Source organism: Methanothermobacter sp. K4 (genome assembly GCF_022014235.1).
Classification (GTDB): Archaea; Methanobacteriota; Methanobacteria; order Methanobacteriales; family Methanothermobacteraceae; genus Methanothermobacter.
In genome coordinates, this window is sequence record NZ_JAKLTD010000003.1 from 131185 (window position 1) to 153391 (window position 22207).

Below are 22207 nucleotides of genomic sequence, written 5' to 3' on the forward strand. Positions count from 1 at the left end.
TTTAGAGGCTTTGGATTTAAAGATGATCCTTGAATCATTTCTATCTTGGAAATTAATTGCAATTCGATCTGTGAAAGCGGAGATAACTTTCTTATTATTACTCCATGGTATCCATCTTACTTTTAATTTTTATGATCTTAAAGCTACGATGTCACATAAATGTGAATATTGATTTAATACCAGATACATACATATATTACTGTACATGTAATTGAGGGGGATCCCATGAATCCACTGGCCCTGATTTCAATCTCTGCTTTTGTAACCGCAACCGTATCTGGAATATACATCTTTGTGAAGAACCCCAGGAGCCGTTTCAACAGGGCACTACTTGCTTTTTCGGCACTCGTCGCATACCTTTCACTCACAGATTTCGGCCTTTACATCTCAGAGTCCTATGGGATGGCAGCCATCTGGGTGAGGATGGGGTTCCTCTGGCCATTCGTGGTTCCGGTGATCCTTCACATGGTAATGATATTCACGGGAAGAATGAGAAGATGGTACACTCTCGCAGCACTCTACGTACCTGCATTTATATTTTCAGCCCTTGAACTTACAAGCAGCCTCATAACTGCAGGTCCGCTACTTACACCATGGGGATGGACATTTAAAACATCAGTATCGGCGTTATATGAAATTTCAACAATCTGGGGACTCACTCTGGGGATAATTGCACTTATCCTCGTTGTGATTCACCTGCGGTCCCCCTCGGGTGGAGGGAGGACTCAGGGGGCTTACCTCTTCACGGGCCTTATAGTTCCCATTATAACCGGGTTCCTAACTGACCTCATGCTCCCCTTTATAGGCTTTGAGGTCCCATCATTTACAAATGTTGCGGCTGCAGCAGGGGTATCAATAATAGCCTACGGGGTGCTCAGGTTTCACATACCACTTCTCAGTCCAATGAACGCGGCAATGGACATTGTAAGGAACATGAACAGTTTCCTCATCATAACAGACCTTGAATTCAGGATATCCTATGTTAACCCGGCAGCCGAGAGGTTAACGGGTTTCAGTGCAGCGGAACTTCTGGGGCGGAGGATAGATGAGGTCATGGAATTTGATGGTAAACTCGCTGGGATGATGGAATCAATGGTGGAATCAACCCTGAAATCAGGGGAGGGGGTGGTACCCGTTGTTGTATCCGCTGGCCATATACATGGAAGTGGCCGGGAACATGTCGGCTTCCTTTTCACGGGTTCAGATATAAGGCCAATTAAGGATATGGAGAAAAAACTTCAAAGGAGGGAGGAACGCCTTGTGCTTCTCACAGAACACATGGCCGATGGCCTCGGGGAATTCGACAGGGACTTCAACTTCAGGTACCTCAGCCCATCAGTGAAGAATATAACAGGGTACAGTCATGAGCACCTCATCAACCGATCCGCTACAGATTTCCTGGATTACGTGCACCCCGATGACCGGGAGAATGTCAGAGAGCTCATCATGAGTGATGAGGAAATGCACAGGGCAACATTCAGGATAAAAAGGCCAGATGGAAGCTACAGATGGGTGGAATACGTTGACAGGCCCATCCACAGTGATGGTGGTATCAGTGGCTACGTCTTCAGCCTGAGGGATATACACGAGCATAAACTCGCAGAGGAGGCCCTCAGGGTGAGCAGGGAGAAGTTCAGGGAGCTTTTCAGAAACATGAATGCAGGGGTAATCGTTTTAGGTCCTGTTAAAGGAGGTTTCAGGGTTTTATCCATGAATCCCGCCGCTGAGGAGATGGAGGGTGTCGTCTGCGGGGACGTGAAAGGAATGGAACTTGAGAGGGCACTTCCAGGAATCGCAGAATCCAGCATCATGGAGGCCCTTGAAGAGGTGACTGGGAAGGATGGACCACTGCACCTCCCCGAGGTTAAACATGGTGAGAGATGGCTTGAAGTGTACATATACAGTCTTTCAACAGGGGAGGTTGTCATAATATGCGGGGATATAACCCTCAGGAAGGAGTACGAGGACAGGCTGAGATCCTCCATAAGGGAGAAGGAGGCGCTGCTGAGGGAGGTTCACCACAGGGTCAAGAACAACTTCCAGATAATATCCAGCCTAATAAACCTCCAGTTACCTGAAATCCAGGATCCAGCACCGCTCCTGGACCTTCAGAGCAGGGTTCAATCCATGGCCCTCGTACATGAACTCCTCTATGAATCTGAGGATATCACCAGCATCGACATGAGGCGCTACATTGAGAGGCTCACATCATCCATCCTGGACAGCTACCATGCAGCGGGAATAGAACTCAATGTTTCAGTGGAGGATGTGACTCTCCCCATCGAGACAGCCGTGCCCCTGGGCCTCATAATAAATGAGCTTATCACAAATTCCGTGAAATATGCATTCAGTGAGGGGGGAGAGATCACAGTGGAACTGGAATCAGAGGGTGATGATTTCATACTCACCATTTCAGATAATGGTGTGGGTTTTTCACCTGGCTTTGTACTTGAGGAATCTGATTCACTGGGCCTGAAACTTGTAGGTGGACTTGTGGATCAGCTGGACGGGGACCTTGAGGTTAACATGGAGGATGGAACTGAATTCAGGGTTAAATTCTCTGTTGTACCCTACACACCTCGAATCTAGGAAGGGCAAACTTTAAGTTGAAATCCACTGGATCATTTAACATGGTACTCACACCAAGGGATGATGTTCTGGGGGAGGTTAGAAACTACTTTGAAAGGGAGCGCCGTTCTGGGATAAACAGGCGCACTGAGGCATGGCGTTCACTTTCAGAGAATTTCATAAGAACCGCTGATGGCTCATACACCCTTGAGTCAGATTCCCCCGGGGAGGCCATGCACACCAGGAGCGGCGCCATAACAGAGTCCTTTGAAAAATTTGTAAGGCCCTCGATACCACATGATGCAGAGGAAATCAGGGTTCTTGACCTCTGCTCTGGCCTTGGATACAATACAGCGGCGCTCCTTGAATTCACATCTGCCATTGAAGTTACAGTGGACATGGTGGAGGTCTCCCCTGAGACACTCTCAGCGGCCCTCATTGTCCCATCACCTGTACCATCCCATGAACTGGTTAAGGCTGCCTATGAGGATCGCCTAATGGATATGGGAATCGTCGGCATTAGGGCATATCCCCCACCACCCCCTCAGGTCACCCTGCGGGTTCACTGTGAGGATGCAAGGGAGACACTCCAGAAACTTGAGGCTGACTGCTATGATGCCATCTTCCTTGATGCGTTCAGTCCAGGGGTTTCACCTGAACTCTACACTGTGGAATTTCTATCACAGATAGCCAGGGTTATAAAGCCGGATGGAGTCCTTGCGACCTACACCTCCGCGGCTCCCCTGAGATCAGCCCTTATAGAGGCTGGTTTCCATGTTGGGGCAGGCCCTGTATTTGGAAGGAAGTCGGCAGGTACACTGGCCTCAAAGGACCCCTCAAAGCTTAAAGAGCCCCTGGAATGGATGGATGAGAGGATGGTGGCCCTCAGTGATGCGGGGATACCCTACAGGGATCCTTTGCTGTCTTCAGATGGTGAAACCATAATAGAGAGGCGTCGAGCTGAGCGCAGGCTTGCTCGCGGTGTTACAAGGATATCGTCCGCCGTTAAAACTCCGATCTACCTTGGAGTCTCCGTTGAAGGGGATAGGATCGGGCGCAGAGTCCGGCGGAACCTTGAGAGGATGGGAATATCTGATCCGGCAGGAGAGGAGGCACTCTACATAATATGCCCCCAGATGGATGAGTGTGTATGTGGCTGTGGCGAGGAAAGGTTGGCAACCTCCAGGGAGAGGATACTCTCAATGAGAAGGAGACTGCTGGAAGTGGTCAGTTTCAGAGGGATGATCAAGGAGAATCCAGTCTGATATTTTCATCGGGTTTTTTAGTGGTGCCATTCATAGATCTACTGTACTGATCATCACATGACAATGGATTCAATGAGTTCAAAATTTTTTTAAGATATATTGGGAGGATTTCATGTTTGAGATAAGATCAAAGGACAACCTGGGAAGAACGGGTATCCTGAAGACAGAACACGGAGAGGTTAAGACACCGGCACTGATGCCGGTTATACATCCTGGTAAGCAGACCATTGACGTTAAGAGGTTCGGCGCCGAGATTGTGATAACCAATGCATACATAATCTACAGGAACCCTGAACTCAGGGAAGAGGCACTCAGAAGGGGTGTCCATGGACTCATAAACTTCGATGGTCCTGTAATGACGGATTCGGGTTCATTCCAGCTATCAGAGTACGGCGACGTTGAGGTTGAAAACCATGAAATAGTCCGCTTCCAGGATGAGATAGGCACAGACATAGGGACATCCCTGGATATACCAACACCTCCTGGTGTGAGCCACAGGAGGGCCCTTGAGGAGGTTGAGATCACACTTCAAAGGGCGAGGGAGTCCCTTGAGTACAGGGAGAGGATGATGCTCAATGCCGTTGTCCAGGGGTCAACCCACCCGGACCTCAGGAGTTACTGTGCCTCACAGCTTGCAGAGCTCCCGGTGGAACTCCACCCCATAGGTGCCGTCGTACCTCTCATGGAGTCCTACAGGTACAGGGAACTGGTTGACGCTGTACTATCCTCTGTTTCGAAGCTTCCACCATCAAGGCCAAGGCACCTCATGGGGGCTGGGCATCCGATGATATTCGCCCTCGCCGCTTCCATGGGATGTGACCTCTTTGATTCGGCTGCCTACATACTCTATGCAGAGGATGGCCGTCTTCTGAGTACAGAGGGGACATATAAACTTGAGAACCTCCAGGAGATGCCGTGCTCATGCAGGGTATGCATGGAGTATACCCCATCTGAGCTACGAGGGATGGACGCTGAGGATAGAAGGAACCTCATAGCTGAACACAACCTCCATGTGAGCTTTGCAGAGATAAGGAAGGTCCGCCAGGCAATTTATGATGGGAGCCTAATGGAACTTGTTGAGGAGAGATGCAGGGCACATCCAAGGCTCCTTGAGGGTTACAGGAGGATGTCGGCTTATGTTGAACTTTCTGAGAGATTCGAGCCAAGGTCCAAACGCTCAGCATTCTTCTACACTGGACCAGAGTCACTGGGGCGTGTTGAGGTTCACAGGTATCTTCAGTGGGTTAAGAAAAACCTGAAGGGAAGGATGGCCATCGTCGGCCCATCAAGGAAACCCTACTCATCCAGTTTACCCTCCAGTATCAGTGGTTTCCGCTCCAAGAAGCCCCAGCCCGATGGAGAGTGGAGGGTGGTGGTTGCAGACGTGCCCTTTGGTCTCATACCACTTGAACTTGACCAGGTCTACCCACTCGCCCAGAGCGATGTGCCGGGTATCATGGACCTGGAGGCCAGGCACTTCCTCAGAGAACTGATCCTGGGTCTTGAGGGGGATGTGATCATCAGTGAGGACCTCTGCAGTGAACTTGAACTTCAGCTTCCACACCCCTATTCCGGGGAGGTGGAAACATGTGTTGATGACCTTGACCGCATAAGGATGATTGCAGAGTACCAGTTTGGTGAGGGAGCGGGTGATGCGCTGTTTTCTGCTGATGTGAGGATTGAGAGGAGCCGTAACACAGGGAAGATAAGACATATCTACTCAGAAGAGAAACTGATATGCACCATGAGGGCCTCTGACGGCCTTTTTGTGCTCTCATCTGAGGGTGCCAGGAGGCTTCATAGGGGCACAGCCTACCCCCGCTGCAGGGTGGCTGTGAATGAGGAGTCTGAACCATTTGCAAGGGAGGGCAGGAGTGTATTTGCAAAGTTTATAATTGACTGCGACAATAATATAAGGGCCGGTGATGAAGTTTTAATTGTTAATGCTCATGATGAACTTCTGGCCACAGGCAGGGCCCTCCTCTGTGCCGAGGAGATGATGGACCTCAACCATGGCCAGGCAGTGAAAACCAGGAAAGGAGGATTTTAAATGATACCGGGCATGGGAATGAACCCAAAGCAGCTGAAACAGATGCAGAGGGCCATGAAGCAGATGGGAATGGATATGAAGGACCTCCGTGGCGTTGAGGAGGTTGTGATCAAACTCAAGAAGAAGGAGATCATAATAAAAAATCCCCGCGTGAATGTCATGGACTTCATGGGTCAGAAGACCTATCAGGTGACAGGGAAGGCCCGTGAACGTGACCTTGAAGCTGAGGTTAAGATACCCGAGGATGACATTGAACTTGTCATGAACCAGACCGGTGTAAGCCGGGAGGAAGCCACCAGGGCCCTTCAGGAAACCGGGGGTGACCTGGCAGAGGCCATTATGAGGTTGAGCTGATGGTCTTGATAGCCCATATCTCGGATCTCCATGTGGGCGCACCCAACTTCAAGGAGGACATACTCCTTGAGGCGATAAGACAGATAAATGAGCTTAAACCTGACGCAACCGTTATAACAGGTGACCTTACAGATAACGGCTACTACCTTGAATTCCTTCAGGCCGCAGAGTACCTCAGCGACCTCAAGGGGCCCCACATATTTGTTCCAGGAAACCATGATGCAAGACATGTGGGAAACGAGACCTTTGAGGATGTCTTCAGGTACAGGAAGGGGACCTTTGTGATGGATGACCTCACAATAATAGGTCTTGACAGCAGTGAGCCGGATCTCGACTACGGCAAGATAGGGAGGTCCCAGCAGATCTGGATGGAGGAGGAACTTGGGAGGGCCTCAGAGAGGGGACATTTCAGGGTTATAGCCCTCCACCACCACATAATACCCGTTCCCAAGACCGGTCGTGAGAGGAACGTCCTTGCAGATGCAGGTGACATACTCTATTCAATAATCAGGAAGGGCGCTGACCTTGTGATATCGGGTCACAAGCATGTCCCCCATGTCTGGAGGGTTGAGGACACGTTCTTTGTAACCGCCGGGACGGTTTCATCCCTTAAACTGAGGGGTAAAGATATTAATTCATATAATACATATTACATTACTGAGGATTCTATAAGAATAGTTCTCAACCAGGTTCAGGGAGAAAGGATTGAACTGGCATCCCACAGCCTGCAGGAATAATCTCATCAGGTGGTTACTTGAGGGTAATTATAGATGCATCGAACGTCGCCCATTCAAGGAAAAACGACGATGATAGGCCATGCATAGAGAATATACTGTCAGCGGCAGAGGAACTTGAAAAACTCGGCTATGACCCTGTCATAATTGCCGATGCATCCCTGCGTCATGAGATAGATGATAAGGAGAAGTTCAGGAAACTCCTTGAGGAGGGGAAATTCCAGCAGGTGCCCTCAGGTACCACGGCTGATCACTTCATACTCAAGCTGGCCGAGGAGGAGGATGCCAAGATACTCTCGAATGACGTATTCAGGGAGTATAAGGACGAGTTTCAGGATATAAACAGCAGGAGGATACCCTACACATTCAGGGATGGCAGGATCCTCATAGGGACCTCTGGAAAGCCAAAGAAGGTTAAGAACATCCTCCAGAAAATCTGTAACGAAACCCTAAAGGAATTCGAGAGGAAGAGGATAGACGCATATAAGGCCAAAAGGGGCAAGAAACTCAGCGGGATAGCCATAGCCAAGGAGGCCATTGACAGAATAAGCAGGAGTCAGGAGGAGGGCCTTGAACCCAAACTTGAGGGTATATTCATGAAGCTCCCCCTCTTTGAGAAGTTCATGAGCATGGTGGAGGAGGTGGAGCGGACCAGCAACTACATAATATTCGTACTGGTGCACCCCAGGGACTACAGGGAGGCGGTGAAGTACGCCGGTAACATTGCTGTAACGGTTGGTGACAGGCTCAAACTGGAGCACGCCCCCCTGGTGGCTGTAAGGAACGACCTCTTCCTGAAACCTGGCACTTTTGAGCTGAACATAATGTACTCTGAGGATGTCATGGAGGAGGCCCCCTACAACGTTAACATAACCATAAATGATCACGATTACAGTTTTGTTAAGAAGAACTCAAGGAACATAGCAAGTACAATCGCAGCCAGGATAGGATCATGGAGGTTCCCCATAGTATCTGTTAAACCCAGCATGCTGCTTGAGAAGCCAGGGGAATTCGACGTGGTTCTTGAGAAGGGAGGCAATGATTGATGGTCATGGATTATCTGCTAAGGAAGATACTGGGATTTTTCATTGGACACAGGGTCCTGAGTATCGGGACCAAGTACATGCCCACCAACAGTACAGAAAGGGAATACGTGGACATGCTCAACTACACAAAGACGATGCTCATAGAGATAGAAAGGGCCCATATCAACACCAGCAACATCTTCGATAACCTCACAAGGGAACTTGGAACCGATAACATCCCCAAGAACAGAAAGTTCATTGAACTCAAACCTGCAGAGAACCGGGTTGATGAGTATGCGCTCCTCAGCAACATAATAATGGGAAGCGACCGCTACCTCTACATTGAGGTCTTCAACGGCGGGCGTATAATGGATGAATTCGTGTCCATAATAGAGAAGGAGAAGGGGAGGATCATCGAGAAGAGTTCAAGTGAGATACTCGCAAGGTTCCTCTCCAAGAACGACGCCATAAGGGTCGCCATAAAACTGATAGGTGCAGGAAGCAGAAGGGGGATAAATGTAAGGGCCGCCGCCGGGATGACGGGGGCAGCGGCAATTGAGAGGGCAATAAACCTCAACAGGGAGATTGGTGAGGTCCCGGGTGTTGGTTTCACAAAGCTTGGAGGGGAATTTGCCATAATATTCACCAGTGAATTTGAACCACTCTCAGGCAGCCCATCATACCGTGACAACTACCTCTTCATTGATATGATTGACTCGACAGGCTTCATAGAGAGATTTGGACGTGACAGCCTTGTTGAGATAATGAATGATATAAAGGCCTACATGGAGAATGACTGCAGCGGAAAGATTGAGGGTTACCGTGAGGGCGGGGACGACCTCATAGCGAACTTTCCCACAAAGGACATGGCTCTGAGGGCAGGGATAGACTCCGCATGGCATGCAATGGACAACGGTGCCAACATAAGGGTGGGTATCGGGAAGACCAGGCGTGAGGCCGGTGAGAGGGCCCAGATTGCCGACAGCATAAAGCTATGGAACCCCACATCCATCATGATATTTGATGTTGCAGATGGAATATATGGTTACTTCATCCCCTCACCCTTCACAAGGTCCGTTATTGACTTTCTGATGCATAAAAAGTCTGTGGCCTTCCTTGTATTCGTCTTCGTGTTTGTAGCCACCTTCCTTGGCTGGAATATGGGGCACTGGGAGTTTGGCATTATCGCAATACTCCTTGCCGTTATCTATGCTGCCACGGCATGAAAAGGAAAGTTATTTAAGGGTACTTCAAGATAATAATAAGGGGAATTGAAATGAGACCTGAAACCGAGGCTAAAATCATTGTTAGCTTCCTGATTTCCCTCATAGCATTCGGCTGCGGGTCAGGTCTGGGCATTGTTATAGGCCTTTCCAACGATAATATTACTGCAGTGGATATTAACGATACTCCATCCAGTGATGTCCAGCTCTCCCCCAGCAGCACCAACCACCTGCCCCTCAACGGGATAAAGGAGCGCGGTAGGGAGGAAGTCCAGAACAGTTACGGGGAAGTCAACGTTGTTAACAACAACCAGGGGTCCTCCAACAATACAACCTACTGAGAGGACTCCAGCGAACCTTTTTTTTGGGAGTAGTGGAGACTATGAAAATCAGGTTTATTGAAGGTGGCGTCTGCGCTGTTGATGGAGTGCTTGCGGCGGGTTGCCGTGAGGGCAAATATGGTGTTGGGCTTATTGTAAGCAGAAACGCGACTGCGGCGGGTGTTTTAACATCCAACAGGGTCCGGGCAGAACCTGTTAAACTGACGGAGAGGGTTATTGAGGGGGGCAGAATTTCAGCGATAGTTGCAAACAGTGGCAATGCCAACTGTTTCACAGGAAGAGATGGGATGAGTGATGCCCTTGGGATGGCAAGGGTAACAGCTGAATCACTCCAGCTGGATGCCGGTGAGGTTGCGGTTGCATCAACGGGCGTTATAGGAAGGAGGATGCCCATCAGGAAGATAGAATCCCTCATAAGAAGGGCTGCAGATCAACTTGAAAACTCCCCTGAAGCCTCAGGGAATCTTGCATCTGCAATAATGACCACAGACACATTCCCCAAGGAGGTTGCGGTGGAGTTCCAGCTTGAAGGCGGTGAGACAGCCCGTATAGGGGCGGTTGCCAAGGGTTCAGGGATGATAGCCCCAAACATGGCCACGATGCTCTCCTTCATAACTACTGATGTTGATGCATCACCTTCAGAGCTCAGGGAGGCCCTCAGGAGGGCGGTTGATGACAGCTTCAACATGCTCATAGTGGATGGTGATGAGAGCACCAATGACATGGTTATAATAGCATCAACCTGCAGGTCAGGGAGAATCGATGAGAACTTCACTGAGGCCCTTGGGGTCGTCTGCAGGGAACTTGCCCGTATGATGGCCCGTGACGGTGAGGGGGCCACCAAGTCATTCCAGGTTGATGTGGTGAATGCCAGGACACAGGAGGATGCGAGAATGGCTGCAAGGGCAATCGCAGGTTCATCCCTCGTTAAGACGGCAATATTTGGGGCCGACCCAAACTGGGGACGTATAGTTGCGGCTGCAGGATATTCAGGTGCAGAATTTGACCCTGACAGGATAAGTGTGAACCTGGAATCTGAGAGTGGATCTGTTGGGATAGTTGAGGAGGGGGAGGTCCTTGCCTTTGAGGGTACACCTGAACTTGAACTTGCAGAGAGGATAATGGGTGATGATGAGATAAGAATAACAGTTGACCTCAACGCCGGCAGTGAATCTGCAACTGCATACGGCTGTGATCTCACCTATGACTATGTGAGGATAAATGCAGAGTATACTACTTAAGTTGATGTATTGATCTATAGTGCAGTGAAGGGTGTTTGAATGAAGACCGTTAACATTCTGGTGGAGGCACTCCCCTACATCAAGAAGTTTCACAAAAAAAAGATAATGATAAAGTATGGCGGCCATGCCATGATAGATGAGGCCGCAATGGACTCAACCGCACGGGATACTGTGCTGTTGAAGTATGTGGGAATGGAGCCGGTGGTTGTCCATGGAGGTGGCCCTGAGATTTCAAGGGCCATGAATAAGATGGGCAAGGAGCCAAGATTCATAGAGGGCCTCAGGGTTACAGATGAGGAGACCATGGAGATAGTCAAGATGGTCCTCGTGGGTAAGATAAACACCAGCATCGTCTCAAAGATATGCTACCATGGTGGGAGGGCCATAGGACTGTCAGGTAAGGACAGCAACCTTCTTCTTGCAAAAAAGAGGGCTCCACATGTTGTTAAGGATGCTGAGACAGGTGAGAAAAGGGAGATAGACCTGGGACTTGTGGGTGAAATTGAATCAGTGGACCCTGGCATAATCAACATGCTCACAGATAACAATTACATCCCTGTGATATCACCCATAGGTGTTGACAGGAACGCCAACACACTGAACCTCAATGCAGATACGGTTGCAGGTGAGGTTGCAGCGGGTATAGGGGCAGAGAAGCTTATAGTGCTCACAGATGTGCCTGGAATACTCGAGGACCCCTCAGATCCCGACACCCTCATAAGGAAGGTGAGCGTTGATGAACTCAGCGACCTTGTAAAGAGCGGTATAGTGGAGGGGGGGATGCTCCCCAAGACACTCACATGCATACAGGCCATAAATGATGGTGTCTCATCGGCCCATATAATAGATGGAAGGGTTGAGCACTCACTTCTACTTGAAATATTTACCAAGAAGGGAATAGGGACCATGATAACCAGGTGATTGCCTCATTAATCCATTTTATATGGCTTATTCAACTAATTCCTGTTTTATGGCACTGGCCATCTCCATGGTACTGGCACTTCCCCCAAGGTCAGGTGTCATTATCCCCTTGAGCAGGGTCCTTTCAAGTGCTTTCTGTATTTTCTGTGCTTCCTCTGTTTTGTTGAGGTGTTTTAGCATGAGTGTTGTTGTGAGTATCATGGCTGTGGGGTTTGCTATGTTTTTTCCGGCTATCTGGGGTGCTGATCCGTGGACTGGTTCGAATATTGCGTTTTTTTCTCCTATGTTTGCTGATGGTGCGAGTCCGAGTCCTCCGATGAGTCCTGCTGCTTCGTCTGAGAGTATGTCTCCGAAGAGGTTTGTTGTGACCAGGACCTGGAATTCCTGGGGCTGTGTTATGAGGTACATGGCTGTGGCGTCCACATAGTAGTCCTCTGCCTCCATCTCAGGGTACTCTGATGCCACCCGGTAGAATTCCTCCCTGAACACCCCATCGGTCTTTTTAAGGACGTTGGCCTTGTGCACCGCGGTCACACGACTCCAGCCCTCCCTCCGGGCATACTCAAATGCGAACCTGCTGATTCTTCTGGAAGCACGGCGTGTTATGATCCTCCTTGCAACAGCACCATCAGCAGTGAACTCCTCATCACCCACATAGAGGTCCTCTGTGTTCTCCCTCACTATGACAAAGTCAAGGTCAGGGTAGAGGCACGGGACACCCGGAAGGGACTTAACAGGCCTCAAATTCGCAAAAAGATCGAGTTCACGCCTCAATGTAATTATGGCACTCTTCTGTCCCGGCACTGTTGTCACTGCACCAAAGAGGGTTGCATCAGACCTTCTGACGAGTTTCACTGTTTCCTCTGGTATGGTCTCACCGCACCTTATGAAGCACTCATTACCTGCCTCTGCATACACAAATTCCAGGTCAAGGTCCAGTCCTTTGAGAACGTGGAGGGCGGCCTCCATGACCTCCTTACCGATACCATCACCGGGTATAACTGTTATTCTGTACATCTGAATACCTTAAGCCAGTTTCATGAACACATCATTTGATGCATTGATGTTTCAATGGGAGATGGTATAATATTTAAGGATCCTATGATAAAAGTATACCTAAATGGGGGGAGTTTTCGTGTTTTACCTCAACTTTCTCAGTATATTTGATTCATTGAGGGATGAGAGAAGCGCACTCAGACACTACAAGAAGAAGCTTCACGAGTACCAGGAGCATGAGGCTGAGGTTCTCATAGATATAGGGGTCATCTACCTTGACAGGGGGGAAACAGAGAGGGCAGTGGGAAGCTTTGAGGAGTCCCTTGAAACCTACAGGAAACTCAAATTCCCTGAGGGCATCGCCTATGCCTCTGAACTCCTTGGTGACTCCCTGATGGCCCAGCGGGAATTTGACAGGGCAATGAAATGCTACTCAGAGGCCCTCTCAATATACTCTGAGATCAACGGCAAGGTTGCAGATGAACTGAGGGATAAGATATATGAGGCGGGTAAGATAAGGGAGGCGCTGAGTTCAGATGACACTGAACCTGAACCCGTCCAGGAGGATTCACAGTCCACAGACATACAATCTGAGACATACAAGATCTTCAGACTTGCAGATGACCTCATGGGTATCATAGACTCCTTTGAATCATATGTGGGGTGTTGGGAGGACCGTGACATAGACACCCTCCGTTCTAATCTGGAATCTGCCACAGTTATACGTGACCGCCCCATTGAGGCCCTTCTTAATCTTCTGATAGGTCGCTACATGATGGAGGAGGGTGAGCTCTATGATGCCCTCAAATTCATCAAAAGATCAAACAGGATATTCAGGGAGAGTGGAGATTCTGCGGGTGTTGCAGTGTCCCTCGTAATCCTAGGGGTTCTCCTGTTCCTTATTGACGAGCGGGAAAATCTCTACAATGTTTTTAAGGAGGGTCTCGAGATTTTCAGGTCACTTGGGCTTGAGGAGGCTGAGGGGGTTACCATGAAAATCATAAATATCCTTACCAGGACGTGAGGATTGTCTCTGCCATTTGCCATATACTTTCATAACCTTTTAGGAAAATCATAATATTCTCGGTAGGACGTGGGGACCATCTCTGCCATTTACATCAACTTCATAACCTTTTAGCCACATTTTTTGTCTGATCATGCAGTAAACCCATAATCCATGAAAATCCGCGGTGCCAGGCCCGCTGGTTTTCCAGGATGGATAAATATTATGTATTCATGTGGACATAACGAATATAAGAGGTGATAAAATGCAGAGGAGAGAAAACGTTGCGAGGCTCATTGAGCAGTTAAAGGAAGACGATGAACTCATGAGGGTTCAGGTTATTGAACTCCTTTGTGAGACAGGTGAACCAGCGGTTGAACAGCTCATTGAGGCCCTCAACGATGATAACAAGTTTGTGAGGAGGGGTGCTGCCGCGGCGCTTGGTAAGATAGGGGATCCCCGGGCAATAGAACCCCTCATTGAGGCTCTGGCCGATGAGAACAAATGGGTTCGAAGGGACGCATCCACTGCCCTTGCGAAGATGGGTGAAGAGGCAGTGGAACCCCTCCTTGAGAGCCTCTCAAGTGATGACTGGAAGATAAGGGGTGCTGCTGCATGGGTAATAGGGAACTTCAGGGACGAGAGGGCTGTTGAACCACTCATTGAACTCCTGGAGGATGATAGTGGCTTTGTGAGAAGTGGTGCTGCAAGGTCACTTGAGCAGATAGGCGGGGAGCGGGTGAGAGAAGCGATGGAGAAACTGGCAGAGACCGGCACGGGATTTGCAAGAAAGGTCGCCATCAGCTACCTTGAAACGCACCAGGAGGAGTAATTTTTGAAGGTAAGTATAATTGGATCAACAGGGCGTGTTGGAAGGGCAACGGCACTCTGCCTTGCAGAGGAGGAGGCTGTGAAAACACTGCACCTCATATCAAGGAGGGAGAGTCTTGAGCAGAACATTGGAGAGGTCCTTGATATGAGTGATGCCCTTGCAGCCAAGGGGGTTTCGGTTAAGCTGGAGAACTCTGCTGACATCGAAAATGTCCATGGCTCGAGGATAGTTGTTATAACCGCGGGTGTTCCCAGAACTGCTGATATGGACAGGGATGACCTTGCATTTCAGAATGGGGTTATCGTTGCCGAGTATGCAAGACAGATTGCCAGGTTCGCCCCGGATTCAATTATACTTGTTGTGACCAATCCTGTTGATGTGATGACCTATGTTGCACTTAAGTATTCGGGCTTTCACCCCAGCAGGGTCTTTGGCCTTGGAAACCACCTTGACTCCCTCAGGCTCAAGAATTACATGGCAAGGCATTTCAATGTTCATGTTAGCGAGGTCCACACCAGGGTTATCGGGCAGCACGGCCCCTACATGGTCCCCCTAATCAGCTCGACCTCCATAGGGGGTATACCAATTGAGCACTATGCAAGGAGGGACTACTTCTCTGGTTACAGGAAGTTTGACCTCAAGAAGACCATAGAGAAGGTCATCAATGCAGGTAGCAACATCATAAGCAGGAAGGGGGCCACTGAGTATGGTCCGGCCTTCGCCATCTCCAACATAGTGACAACGATACTGAATGATGAGCGAAGGATACTCACGGTTTCAACCCTCATGGAGGGTGAGATTGATGGCATCAGGGACGTGTGCCTGGGTGTGCCTGTGAAGCTCGGTAAGAATGGTATAGAGGGTGTTGTTCCAGTCCTGATGGACAGGGATGAGAGGGAAGCCTTCAGAGAGGCTGCAAACCATGTCAGAAACTCCACCATGAAGGTTATGGAGTTTCTGGATGAGGAGCTTCCACTTTAGCATGGTCAGGGGTCCCGGTGAATCAACGGATTTTAGGGGATGGTTCTCTCATTCACCCGTTCTCATTTCAGGGGGTCCACTGGCGTGCTGATTATCCTTTCAGGTGGGGACCCCTGATTTTATAGAACCCTTTCAGAGCCCCCATGGAAATATTTATATAACTGTTCAATTATAACTTAATTCAAGACCTGGTTTCTGAACATTGTACACTAAGATTCTACCGGGTCGGGTTCAGAGATAACCGGCAACACTTTTCCGGTATATTTATATGGTCATATGCCAAAAACCTATTCAAAAAAACTGAAAGGAGACACCATGATAAGGATAGGCATTCTTGATCTTCAGGGCGATGTTTCCGAGCACCTCGAGATGACCCGGAGGGCAGTTGAGAGGATGGATGTGGATGCAGAGGTAGTGAAGGTGAGGAAAGCAGAGGATGCATCAGCTGTAGATGCAATAATAATCTCCGGCGGTGAGAGCACCGTCATAGGTAAACTGATGGAGGAGACAGGGATAAAGGATGTTATCCTCACGGAGAACAAAGCAGTCATGGGGACCTGCGCAGGGATGGTTCTCCTTGCGAGGGAAACAGACTATGAACAGCCCCTCCTGGGACTCATCGACATGAAGGTTAAGAGAAACGCCTTTGGAAGGCAGAAAGATTCCTTTGAGGAGGACATAGAGATCCTTGGAAGAAAATTCCATGGGATATTCATAAGGGCACCTGCCGCACTTGAGGTGGGTGAAGGGGCTGAGGTACTATCGAGAATCGATGAAGGGATCATCGCAGTGAAGGAGGGCTGCAACCTTGCACTCGCCTTCCACCCTGAACTGGGAGAGGACACAGAACTTCACGAATACTTTATAAAGGAGGTATTGAATTGTGTGGAATAGCAGGAGTGGTCTACAAGGATGGTAAACTTCACAGTGTAGGGGCAGACATGACGAGGATGCTCCATGCACTGCAGCACAGGGGCCCTGACTCAGCGGGATTCTCAATTTATGGAGGTCTTGGTCTTGAAGAAAACGAGTACCTCCTCAACATTGAGGTTAAAGAAAAGAGGGGACTTCTTGAGAGGGTTAAGGAGACAGTTGAAGCAGTAAGCCCCATAAGGAAAGATGAAATCATCCCATCAGTTGAGGACTACATAATATACCGCTGCAGGATCACCCTTGAATCATTCTCACAGCTTAAACCACTCATAATGGAGATAGACAGGATAGAGGATGTCATGGTACTCAATGGAAGCCACTCCTTTGAAATGATAAAGGATGTTGGATCTGTACTTGAAATAGCAGACCGCTACGACACCTGGTCAAAGAGGGGGACACATGCCATAGGCTACACAAGGTTCTCAACAGAGAGCATAGTTGACAGGTACCATGCACACCCATTCCAGAGCTACATCATCCCCGACATAACCGTGGTACACAACGGCCAGATAACCAACTACTGGAAGATAAGGGAACCCCTTGAGCGGAAGGGACACATATTCGAGACAAACAACGACACAGAATGCATAGTCCACTACGTTGCAGATAAACTGGCATCAGGCTACAACCTGGAGGAGGCACTTGAGCAGTCAGTGAAGGACATGGACGGCCCATTCTCATACATAGTCGGAACACCCACCGGTGTTGGGATAGCAAAGGACCAGCTCGGCCTCAGGCCAGGTGTGATGGCAGAGAACGATGAAGTATTTGCGGTTGCATCAGAGGAGGTCTCCCTGAGGGAGGTCATGGATACAAGCGAGGTTGAACAGATATCCCCCGGCGAGGTCAGGGTATACGAGATATAGGGTGATATGATGAGGGAAGCAGTAGTTGATGCAGAATCAAAAACCCCCAGGGAGGTTAACAGGGCTATAAAGAGCCTGGCAAAGGACCACGACAGGATAGTGGTTAAAAACCCCAACGCCATGCACTACATCGGCGCGGGACTCACAGAGGACGTGGAGCTCATAATAGATGGTTCAGCAGGATACTTCGCAGCGACAATGATACACGGACCCAGTGTTAAGATAAATGGTAACGCAGGATGGTTCCCTGCAGACAACATGACAGAAGGCGAGGTCATAATAGAGGGATCTGCAGGAGATGGTGTTGGACAGGGAATCTACGGTGGAACAGTCGTTGTAAGGAAGGGTGCAGGGTCAAGAACAGGAGAGATAATGAAGAACGGGACCATCATCATAGGTGGAAACTCAGGTTTCATGACAGGCCTCTTCATGATGGGCGGTCGCATAATAGTCCTGGGGGACCTTGCAGAGGACGCCGGGGAGTCCATCATAAGGGGAACAATATACGTTGGTGGAGAAATAAAAAGCCTTGGAAAGAACGCAAAGGTTGAGGACATAACCCCCGAGGAGGAAGAGGAACTCAGAGGTGTCCTCTCAGAATACGGGTTTGAACTTGAAGATGAGGAATACCATTCCTTCAGAAAGATTGTCCCAAGAAGCAAAAGGCCATTCTATGGCGAAGAATCGGAGGAAGGATAATGAGCAGATATGCAATGGTAGGAACACCCTGCCAGATAACAGCGGCCACACTGATGAAAGAATATAACAGGGAATTCCCTGTTGAACTCAGAATCGGACTATTCTGCATGGAGAACTTCTCCTACACCTACCTGAAGGAACTCGCAGAGGAGGAGGGTGTTGACTTCAGGGATGTTTCAGAGTGCAGGATAGAGAAGGGCAGGCTCTGGTTCCACCTCAACGATGGAAGCACAGTCTCCATACCCCTTGAAAGGGTCAGATCAGCAATGAGGAAAAACTGCTCGGTGTGTATGGACTTCACATCAGAACAGTCAGACATTTCAGTGGGATCTGTGGGTTCACCTAAGGGATGGTCAACACTCATAATAAGGACAGAAAGGGGTAAAGAGCTCGTTGAGGGAGCCTCAGAGGCAGGATACATTGAGACTGCACCCATAACAGGGAAGGGCCTCAGACTCCTTGAAAGACTTGCATCAGGTAAAAAGGAGGAGAACCTTGAGGAGATACAGAGAAGGGAGTCAGTTGCAAGGCCTGTCCTCTACTGGAGGGTGATGCCCCAGGATCTTTATCTTGAGGAAATTAAGGACTACCAGTTCGATGACCTTAAGTCTGATGTCATCGATGTTGGCGCATGTGTGCTCTGCGGGGCCTGCGAGGCGTCATGCCCGGAGGGTATAGTGAGGATAGACGATAGAAAACCCGAGGTTAAGGGCGAATGTCCTGAGGGCTGCAACGCATGCTATGTGGCATGTCCAAGGACCTACGTACCCGACAGCATAATAAGCCATGAATCTGCAGCCGAACCACTGGGGAAATACACTGAGATACTCTCTGCAAGGGCCCCAATGTTCAGGGGGCAGGATGGTGGTGTTGTAACCGCACTCCTAACCTATGCTCTCAGGGAGGGAATTGTGGACGGGGCACTGGTGGTTGACAGGGACCCTGCAGTGCCATGGAAACCAGTACCCCTACTGGCAGAGGATCCAGAGGATGTTGTGAGGGCTGCAGGTACCAAGTACTCAGTATGTCCGATATTGAGGGTATTAAATGAATAAGAGGGGTTAAAGATGCCTTTTAAGGTTGAGAGAAAGGAAGATGTATGTAAGAGGAACTTTGACCGTCCCGGCTGCTGCTGGTACATGTGTGATAACCGGGATGAGTCACTCTGCGCAAACTGCTTCTCATGCTATAACAACTGTCCACATGATGTTTACGAGATAATAAACGGGGAACCAGTACCCCTGAGGCATGAAAACTGTGTGGGGTGCCGTATATGTGAGGAGATGTGCCCCAACAACGCAATAGAGGTTAACGCCGTGCCTGAGGACAGGAGGAATGTATGGTCATTCACGGACCTTATTGAGATACAGAGGAAATCCAGGGAGGGTTCATACAAGGTTAGGGGCTGCGGTGCAGTGAGGAGGATACCCACCTTTGATGACCTTGTGATCATACCCGCCCAGGTATCAAGGCCGCCCATAGACAAGTACAGGGAGCCCTGCAATACAAAGGTGGTGCTGGGTAACAGGTTTGCTGAGAACCCCCTGGAACTTGACACACCAATCATGATAGCGGCAATGTCCTTCGGCGCCCTCAGCAAGGAGGCCAAGATAGCCCTTGCAATGGGAGCAACCCTCGCAGGCACAGCCACAAACACAGGTGAGGGGGGAATGCTCCCTGAAGAGCGTAAATACGCCTCAAAACTCATTGCACAGTATGCATCAGGACGCTTCGGTGTCTCTGCAGAGTACCTCAACAATTCAGAGGCCATCGAGATCAAGATAGGTCAGGGTGCCAAGTCTGGTATGGGAGGACATCTGCTTGCAGAGAAGGTAACAGCAGAGGTCTCAAGGATAAGGATGATACCGGAGGGTACCGATGCGCTGAGCCCGGCAAGGCACATGGATATCGTCGGGCCCGAGGACCTGAGCATGAAGATATCACAGCTCCGTGAGATAACCGACTGGAAGGTCCCGATAATGGTCAAGTTCACATCTGGCCGTGTTGCCGATGACGTTAAGATAGCTGCAAAGGCAGGGGCCGATATAGTCGTGGTGGATGGTATGCAGGGAGGTACAGGTGCAGGGCCGGATGTTGTAACAGAGCACTCTGGTATACCCACAATAGCAGCAATAGTGGAGGCCGATGAGGCCCTCAAGGAGGTCAACCTCCGTGATGAGGTGAGCCTTGTTGCTGCAGGCGGTATAAGGAGTGGGGCCGACGTTGCAAAGGCAATTGCACTTGGTGCGGATGCTGTCTACATTGGTACAGCGGCCCTTGTCTCAATTGGCTGCCGTGTCTGCCAGATGTGCTACACAGGCACGTGCAGGAAGGGTATTGCAACCCAGGATCCCAGGCTCAGGAAGCGCCTTGACTATGTCGAGGCAGGTAAAAACGTTGCAAGGTACATAGAGGCCATGACAGAGGAGGTTTGCATGCTGACGCAGCAGGCGGGTAACACTGACGTGAGTAAACTTGAAAAGGATGACCTTAGGGCACTTACAGTCGAGGCCTCTGCACTGACGGGAGTTAAGATGGCTGGAATGGAGGCACCGGCCCGGTTTTAGCCACCAGAACATTTAATTTTCCTGAAACTTCATTTTTTAAATTTTTCCATTTTCCCTTTTATGAAACCTATTTAAACAGGGCATCCCATAGAGTAATAACAGATTCTTTCTGGAGGGAATAATTTGAATGAGTACAGCAACAGGTCACTCAGGGTTTATGTTCTCATAGCGGCAACACTATCATCCTTTCTAACGCCCTTCATGGGGTCATCCATCAACGTTGCCCTTCCTGTGATAGCGCTTCAGTTCGGGATAGATGCAATACTGCAGACATGGATTCCAACGGCATTTCTCCTTGCAGCGGCAATCTTTGCTGTCCCCTTTGGAAGGATATCTGAGATATACGGTATGAAGAGGATTTTCATCTATGGAAACCTGATATTCACGGTTTCATCAATCCTATCAGCATTCTCACCCTCTGCCCTTGCTCTCATAGTATTCAGGGCAATACAGGGTGTGGGCTCAGCTATGATATTCGTCACGGGCCTTGCAATGCTCACCCGTGTATTCCCGCCAATGGAGAGGGGTAAGGCCATAGGTATAAACACGGCAGCAGTGTACATTGGCCTTTCAATGGGTCCGGTTCTAGGGGGTTTTCTCACGCATTTCCTGGGCTGGCAGAGCATATTCCTTGTCACGGTGCCGGTAACGCTCATTGTTCTTGCGGTGTGTCTCCTTAAGGTTGAGGGGGAATGGGCTGATGCCTCAGGGGAAAGTTTTGATGTCCCAGGTTCAATATCCTACTGTATATTCCTGTTTCTTTTAATGTATGGATTCTCCGCCCTTCCCGATGCTGCGGGGGCGCTCATGATAATCCTCAGTATTCTGGCATTCGGAGTATTCCTTAAAATTGAACTCTCATCAGAGAGCCCGGTATTCAATGTGAGACTCTTCAGGAATCTCAGATTCAGTTTCTCAAGTCTCGCAGCCCTCATAAATTACAGCGCAACCTTTGCAGTTTCCCTGCTTCTGAGCTATCATCTTCAGTACATCAAGGGACTTGACCCTGGCTCCAGTGGACTCATACTCGTCACTCAGCCCATTGTCATGGCCTTCGTGGCCCCCCTGGCAGGGAGAGCCTCTGACAGGTTCAACCCCCAGATACTTGCAGGTATAGGGATGGCGGTAAACGCAGCTGCGCTTCTGAGCCTCAGTATCCTTGATAGGGGCACGCCAATCTTTATGATAGTGGTATCACTTCTCGTCCTGGGTCTTGGGTTCGGGTTTTTCTCATCCCCCAACACCAATGCAATCATGGGATCTGTTGAGAGGAGGGACTATGGTATTGCATCTGCCACCGTCAGTTCCATGCGCCTCATCGGGCAGGCCTTCAGTATAGGTATAGTGACACTCATCTTCGCATTCCTGATAGGGAGGGTTCCAATATCCCCTGCAAATTATGACCTCCTCATAGAGAGCACAAGGATATGCTTCCTTGTATTTGGGGTTCTATGTTTCATAGGGGTTTTTGCTGCAACAGCCCACAGGAATGACGGTTGATGAGCGGACCCTGATAAATTTTTCACAAAAAGTGATTTAATCTACACTTTTTTCATTTTTTTGGAAAATTATTTAAACTAATTTTTATTTAATTTTTATTGAGGGGGG

General features: G+C 49.4%; 20 protein-coding genes. 19 read left to right on the plus strand and 1 reads right to left on the minus strand.

Translation table 11 applies throughout. The features are described from left to right. Positions 1–225 precede the first annotated feature (225 nt). The 10 genes from L5462_RS07570 to argB all read left to right on the plus strand — a co-directional run bounded on the left by L5462_RS07570 (position 226) and on the right by argB (position 11722). Complete coding sequence (locus L5462_RS07570) at positions 226–2589, plus strand: PAS domain S-box protein (protein ID WP_237780170.1); 2364 nt, start codon at positions 226–228, stop codon at positions 2587–2589. A 41-nt stretch (positions 2590–2630) separates the two neighbouring features. After that, positions 2631–3833 (plus strand): tRNA (5-methylaminomethyl-2-thiouridine)(34)-methyltransferase MnmD, encoded by a 1203-nt coding sequence (locus L5462_RS07575; protein WP_237780171.1) that lies wholly within the window; start codon positions 2631–2633, stop codon positions 3831–3833. 112 nt (positions 3834–3945) lie between these two features. Next, complete coding sequence (gene tgtA / locus L5462_RS07580; protein ID WP_237780172.1) at positions 3946–5883, plus strand: tRNA guanosine(15) transglycosylase TgtA; 1938 nt, start codon at positions 3946–3948, stop codon at positions 5881–5883. Further along, positions 5884–6237, plus strand: coding sequence for a nascent polypeptide-associated complex protein (locus L5462_RS07585; protein WP_237780173.1), 354 nt, complete (start codon positions 5884–5886; stop codon positions 6235–6237). Continuing rightward, entirely contained in the window at positions 6237–6974 is a 738-nt protein-coding gene (locus L5462_RS07590) for a metallophosphoesterase (protein WP_237780174.1), read from the plus strand. The genes L5462_RS07585 and L5462_RS07590 overlap by 1 nt, the downstream gene beginning before the upstream one ends. Positions 6975–6991: 17 nt before the next feature. After that, positions 6992–8017 (plus strand): Zc3h12a-like ribonuclease, encoded by a 1026-nt coding sequence (locus tag L5462_RS07595; protein WP_237780175.1) that lies wholly within the window; start codon positions 6992–6994, stop codon positions 8015–8017. After that, positions 8017–9222, plus strand: coding sequence for a hypothetical protein (locus L5462_RS07600; RefSeq protein WP_237780326.1), 1206 nt, complete (start codon positions 8017–8019; stop codon positions 9220–9222). Before L5462_RS07595 ends, L5462_RS07600 begins: the two co-directional genes overlap by 1 nt. A gap of 50 nt (positions 9223–9272) precedes the next feature. After that, a complete protein-coding gene (locus L5462_RS07605; protein WP_237780176.1) occupies positions 9273–9560 on the plus strand; it encodes a hypothetical protein in 288 nt (95 codons plus the stop codon). Between the two features lie 41 nt (positions 9561–9601). Next, the gene (argJ, locus tag L5462_RS07610; protein ID WP_237780177.1) at positions 9602–10801 is read left to right on the plus strand and encodes a bifunctional ornithine acetyltransferase/N-acetylglutamate synthase; all 1200 of its coding nucleotides are present in this window, start codon (positions 9602–9604) and stop codon (positions 10799–10801) included. 39 nt (positions 10802–10840) lie between these two features. After that, positions 10841–11722, plus strand: coding sequence for an acetylglutamate kinase (argB, locus tag L5462_RS07615; protein ID WP_237780178.1), 882 nt, complete (start codon positions 10841–10843; stop codon positions 11720–11722). Between the two features lie 27 nt (positions 11723–11749). On the opposite strand, the gene aksF is transcribed toward argB, so the two are convergent. Beyond that, positions 11750–12739, minus strand: a complete 990-nt coding sequence (gene aksF, locus L5462_RS07620) for a homoisocitrate dehydrogenase (protein ID WP_237780179.1) — start codon at positions 12737–12739, stop codon at positions 11750–11752. A gap of 118 nt (positions 12740–12857) precedes the next feature. Here aksF and L5462_RS07625 point away from each other — a divergent pair, with 118 nt between their 5' ends. The 9 genes from L5462_RS07625 to L5462_RS07665 all read left to right on the plus strand — a co-directional run bounded on the left by L5462_RS07625 (position 12858) and on the right by L5462_RS07665 (position 22099). After that, on the plus strand, positions 12858–13742 hold the full coding sequence (locus L5462_RS07625; RefSeq protein WP_237780180.1) for a tetratricopeptide repeat protein: 885 nt from the start codon (positions 12858–12860) through the stop codon (positions 13740–13742). 244 nt (positions 13743–13986) lie between these two features. Further along, the gene (locus L5462_RS07630) at positions 13987–14553 is read left to right on the plus strand and encodes a HEAT repeat domain-containing protein (RefSeq protein WP_237780181.1); all 567 of its coding nucleotides are present in this window, start codon (positions 13987–13989) and stop codon (positions 14551–14553) included. A gap of 3 nt (positions 14554–14556) precedes the next feature. After that, complete coding sequence (locus tag L5462_RS07635) at positions 14557–15534, plus strand: malate dehydrogenase (RefSeq protein ID WP_237780182.1); 978 nt, start codon at positions 14557–14559, stop codon at positions 15532–15534. Between the two features lie 315 nt (positions 15535–15849). Further along, on the plus strand, positions 15850–16428 hold the full coding sequence (pdxT, locus tag L5462_RS07640) for a pyridoxal 5'-phosphate synthase glutaminase subunit PdxT (protein WP_237780183.1): 579 nt from the start codon (positions 15850–15852) through the stop codon (positions 16426–16428). Beyond that, positions 16416–17333 carry a glutamine amidotransferase family protein gene (locus tag L5462_RS07645; protein WP_237780184.1) on the plus strand — a complete coding sequence of 306 codons (918 nt, stop codon included), beginning with the start codon at positions 16416–16418 and terminating at the stop codon, positions 17331–17333. Before pdxT ends, L5462_RS07645 begins: the two co-directional genes overlap by 13 nt. A 9-nt stretch (positions 17334–17342) precedes the next feature. Beyond that, entirely contained in the window at positions 17343–18032 is a 690-nt protein-coding gene (locus L5462_RS07650; RefSeq protein WP_237780185.1) for a GXGXG domain-containing protein, read from the plus strand. Further along, a complete protein-coding gene (locus L5462_RS07655) occupies positions 18032–19087 on the plus strand; it encodes a Coenzyme F420 hydrogenase/dehydrogenase, beta subunit C-terminal domain (RefSeq protein WP_237780186.1) in 1056 nt (351 codons plus the stop codon). Before L5462_RS07650 ends, L5462_RS07655 begins: the two co-directional genes overlap by 1 nt. A 12-nt stretch (positions 19088–19099) precedes the next feature. Continuing rightward, the gene (locus L5462_RS07660; protein ID WP_237780187.1) at positions 19100–20599 is read left to right on the plus strand and encodes a glutamate synthase-related protein; all 1500 of its coding nucleotides are present in this window, start codon (positions 19100–19102) and stop codon (positions 20597–20599) included. A gap of 123 nt (positions 20600–20722) precedes the next feature. Continuing rightward, positions 20723–22099, plus strand: coding sequence for an MFS transporter (locus L5462_RS07665; protein ID WP_237780188.1), 1377 nt, complete (start codon positions 20723–20725; stop codon positions 22097–22099). The last annotated feature ends 108 nt before the right edge of the window (positions 22100–22207 follow it).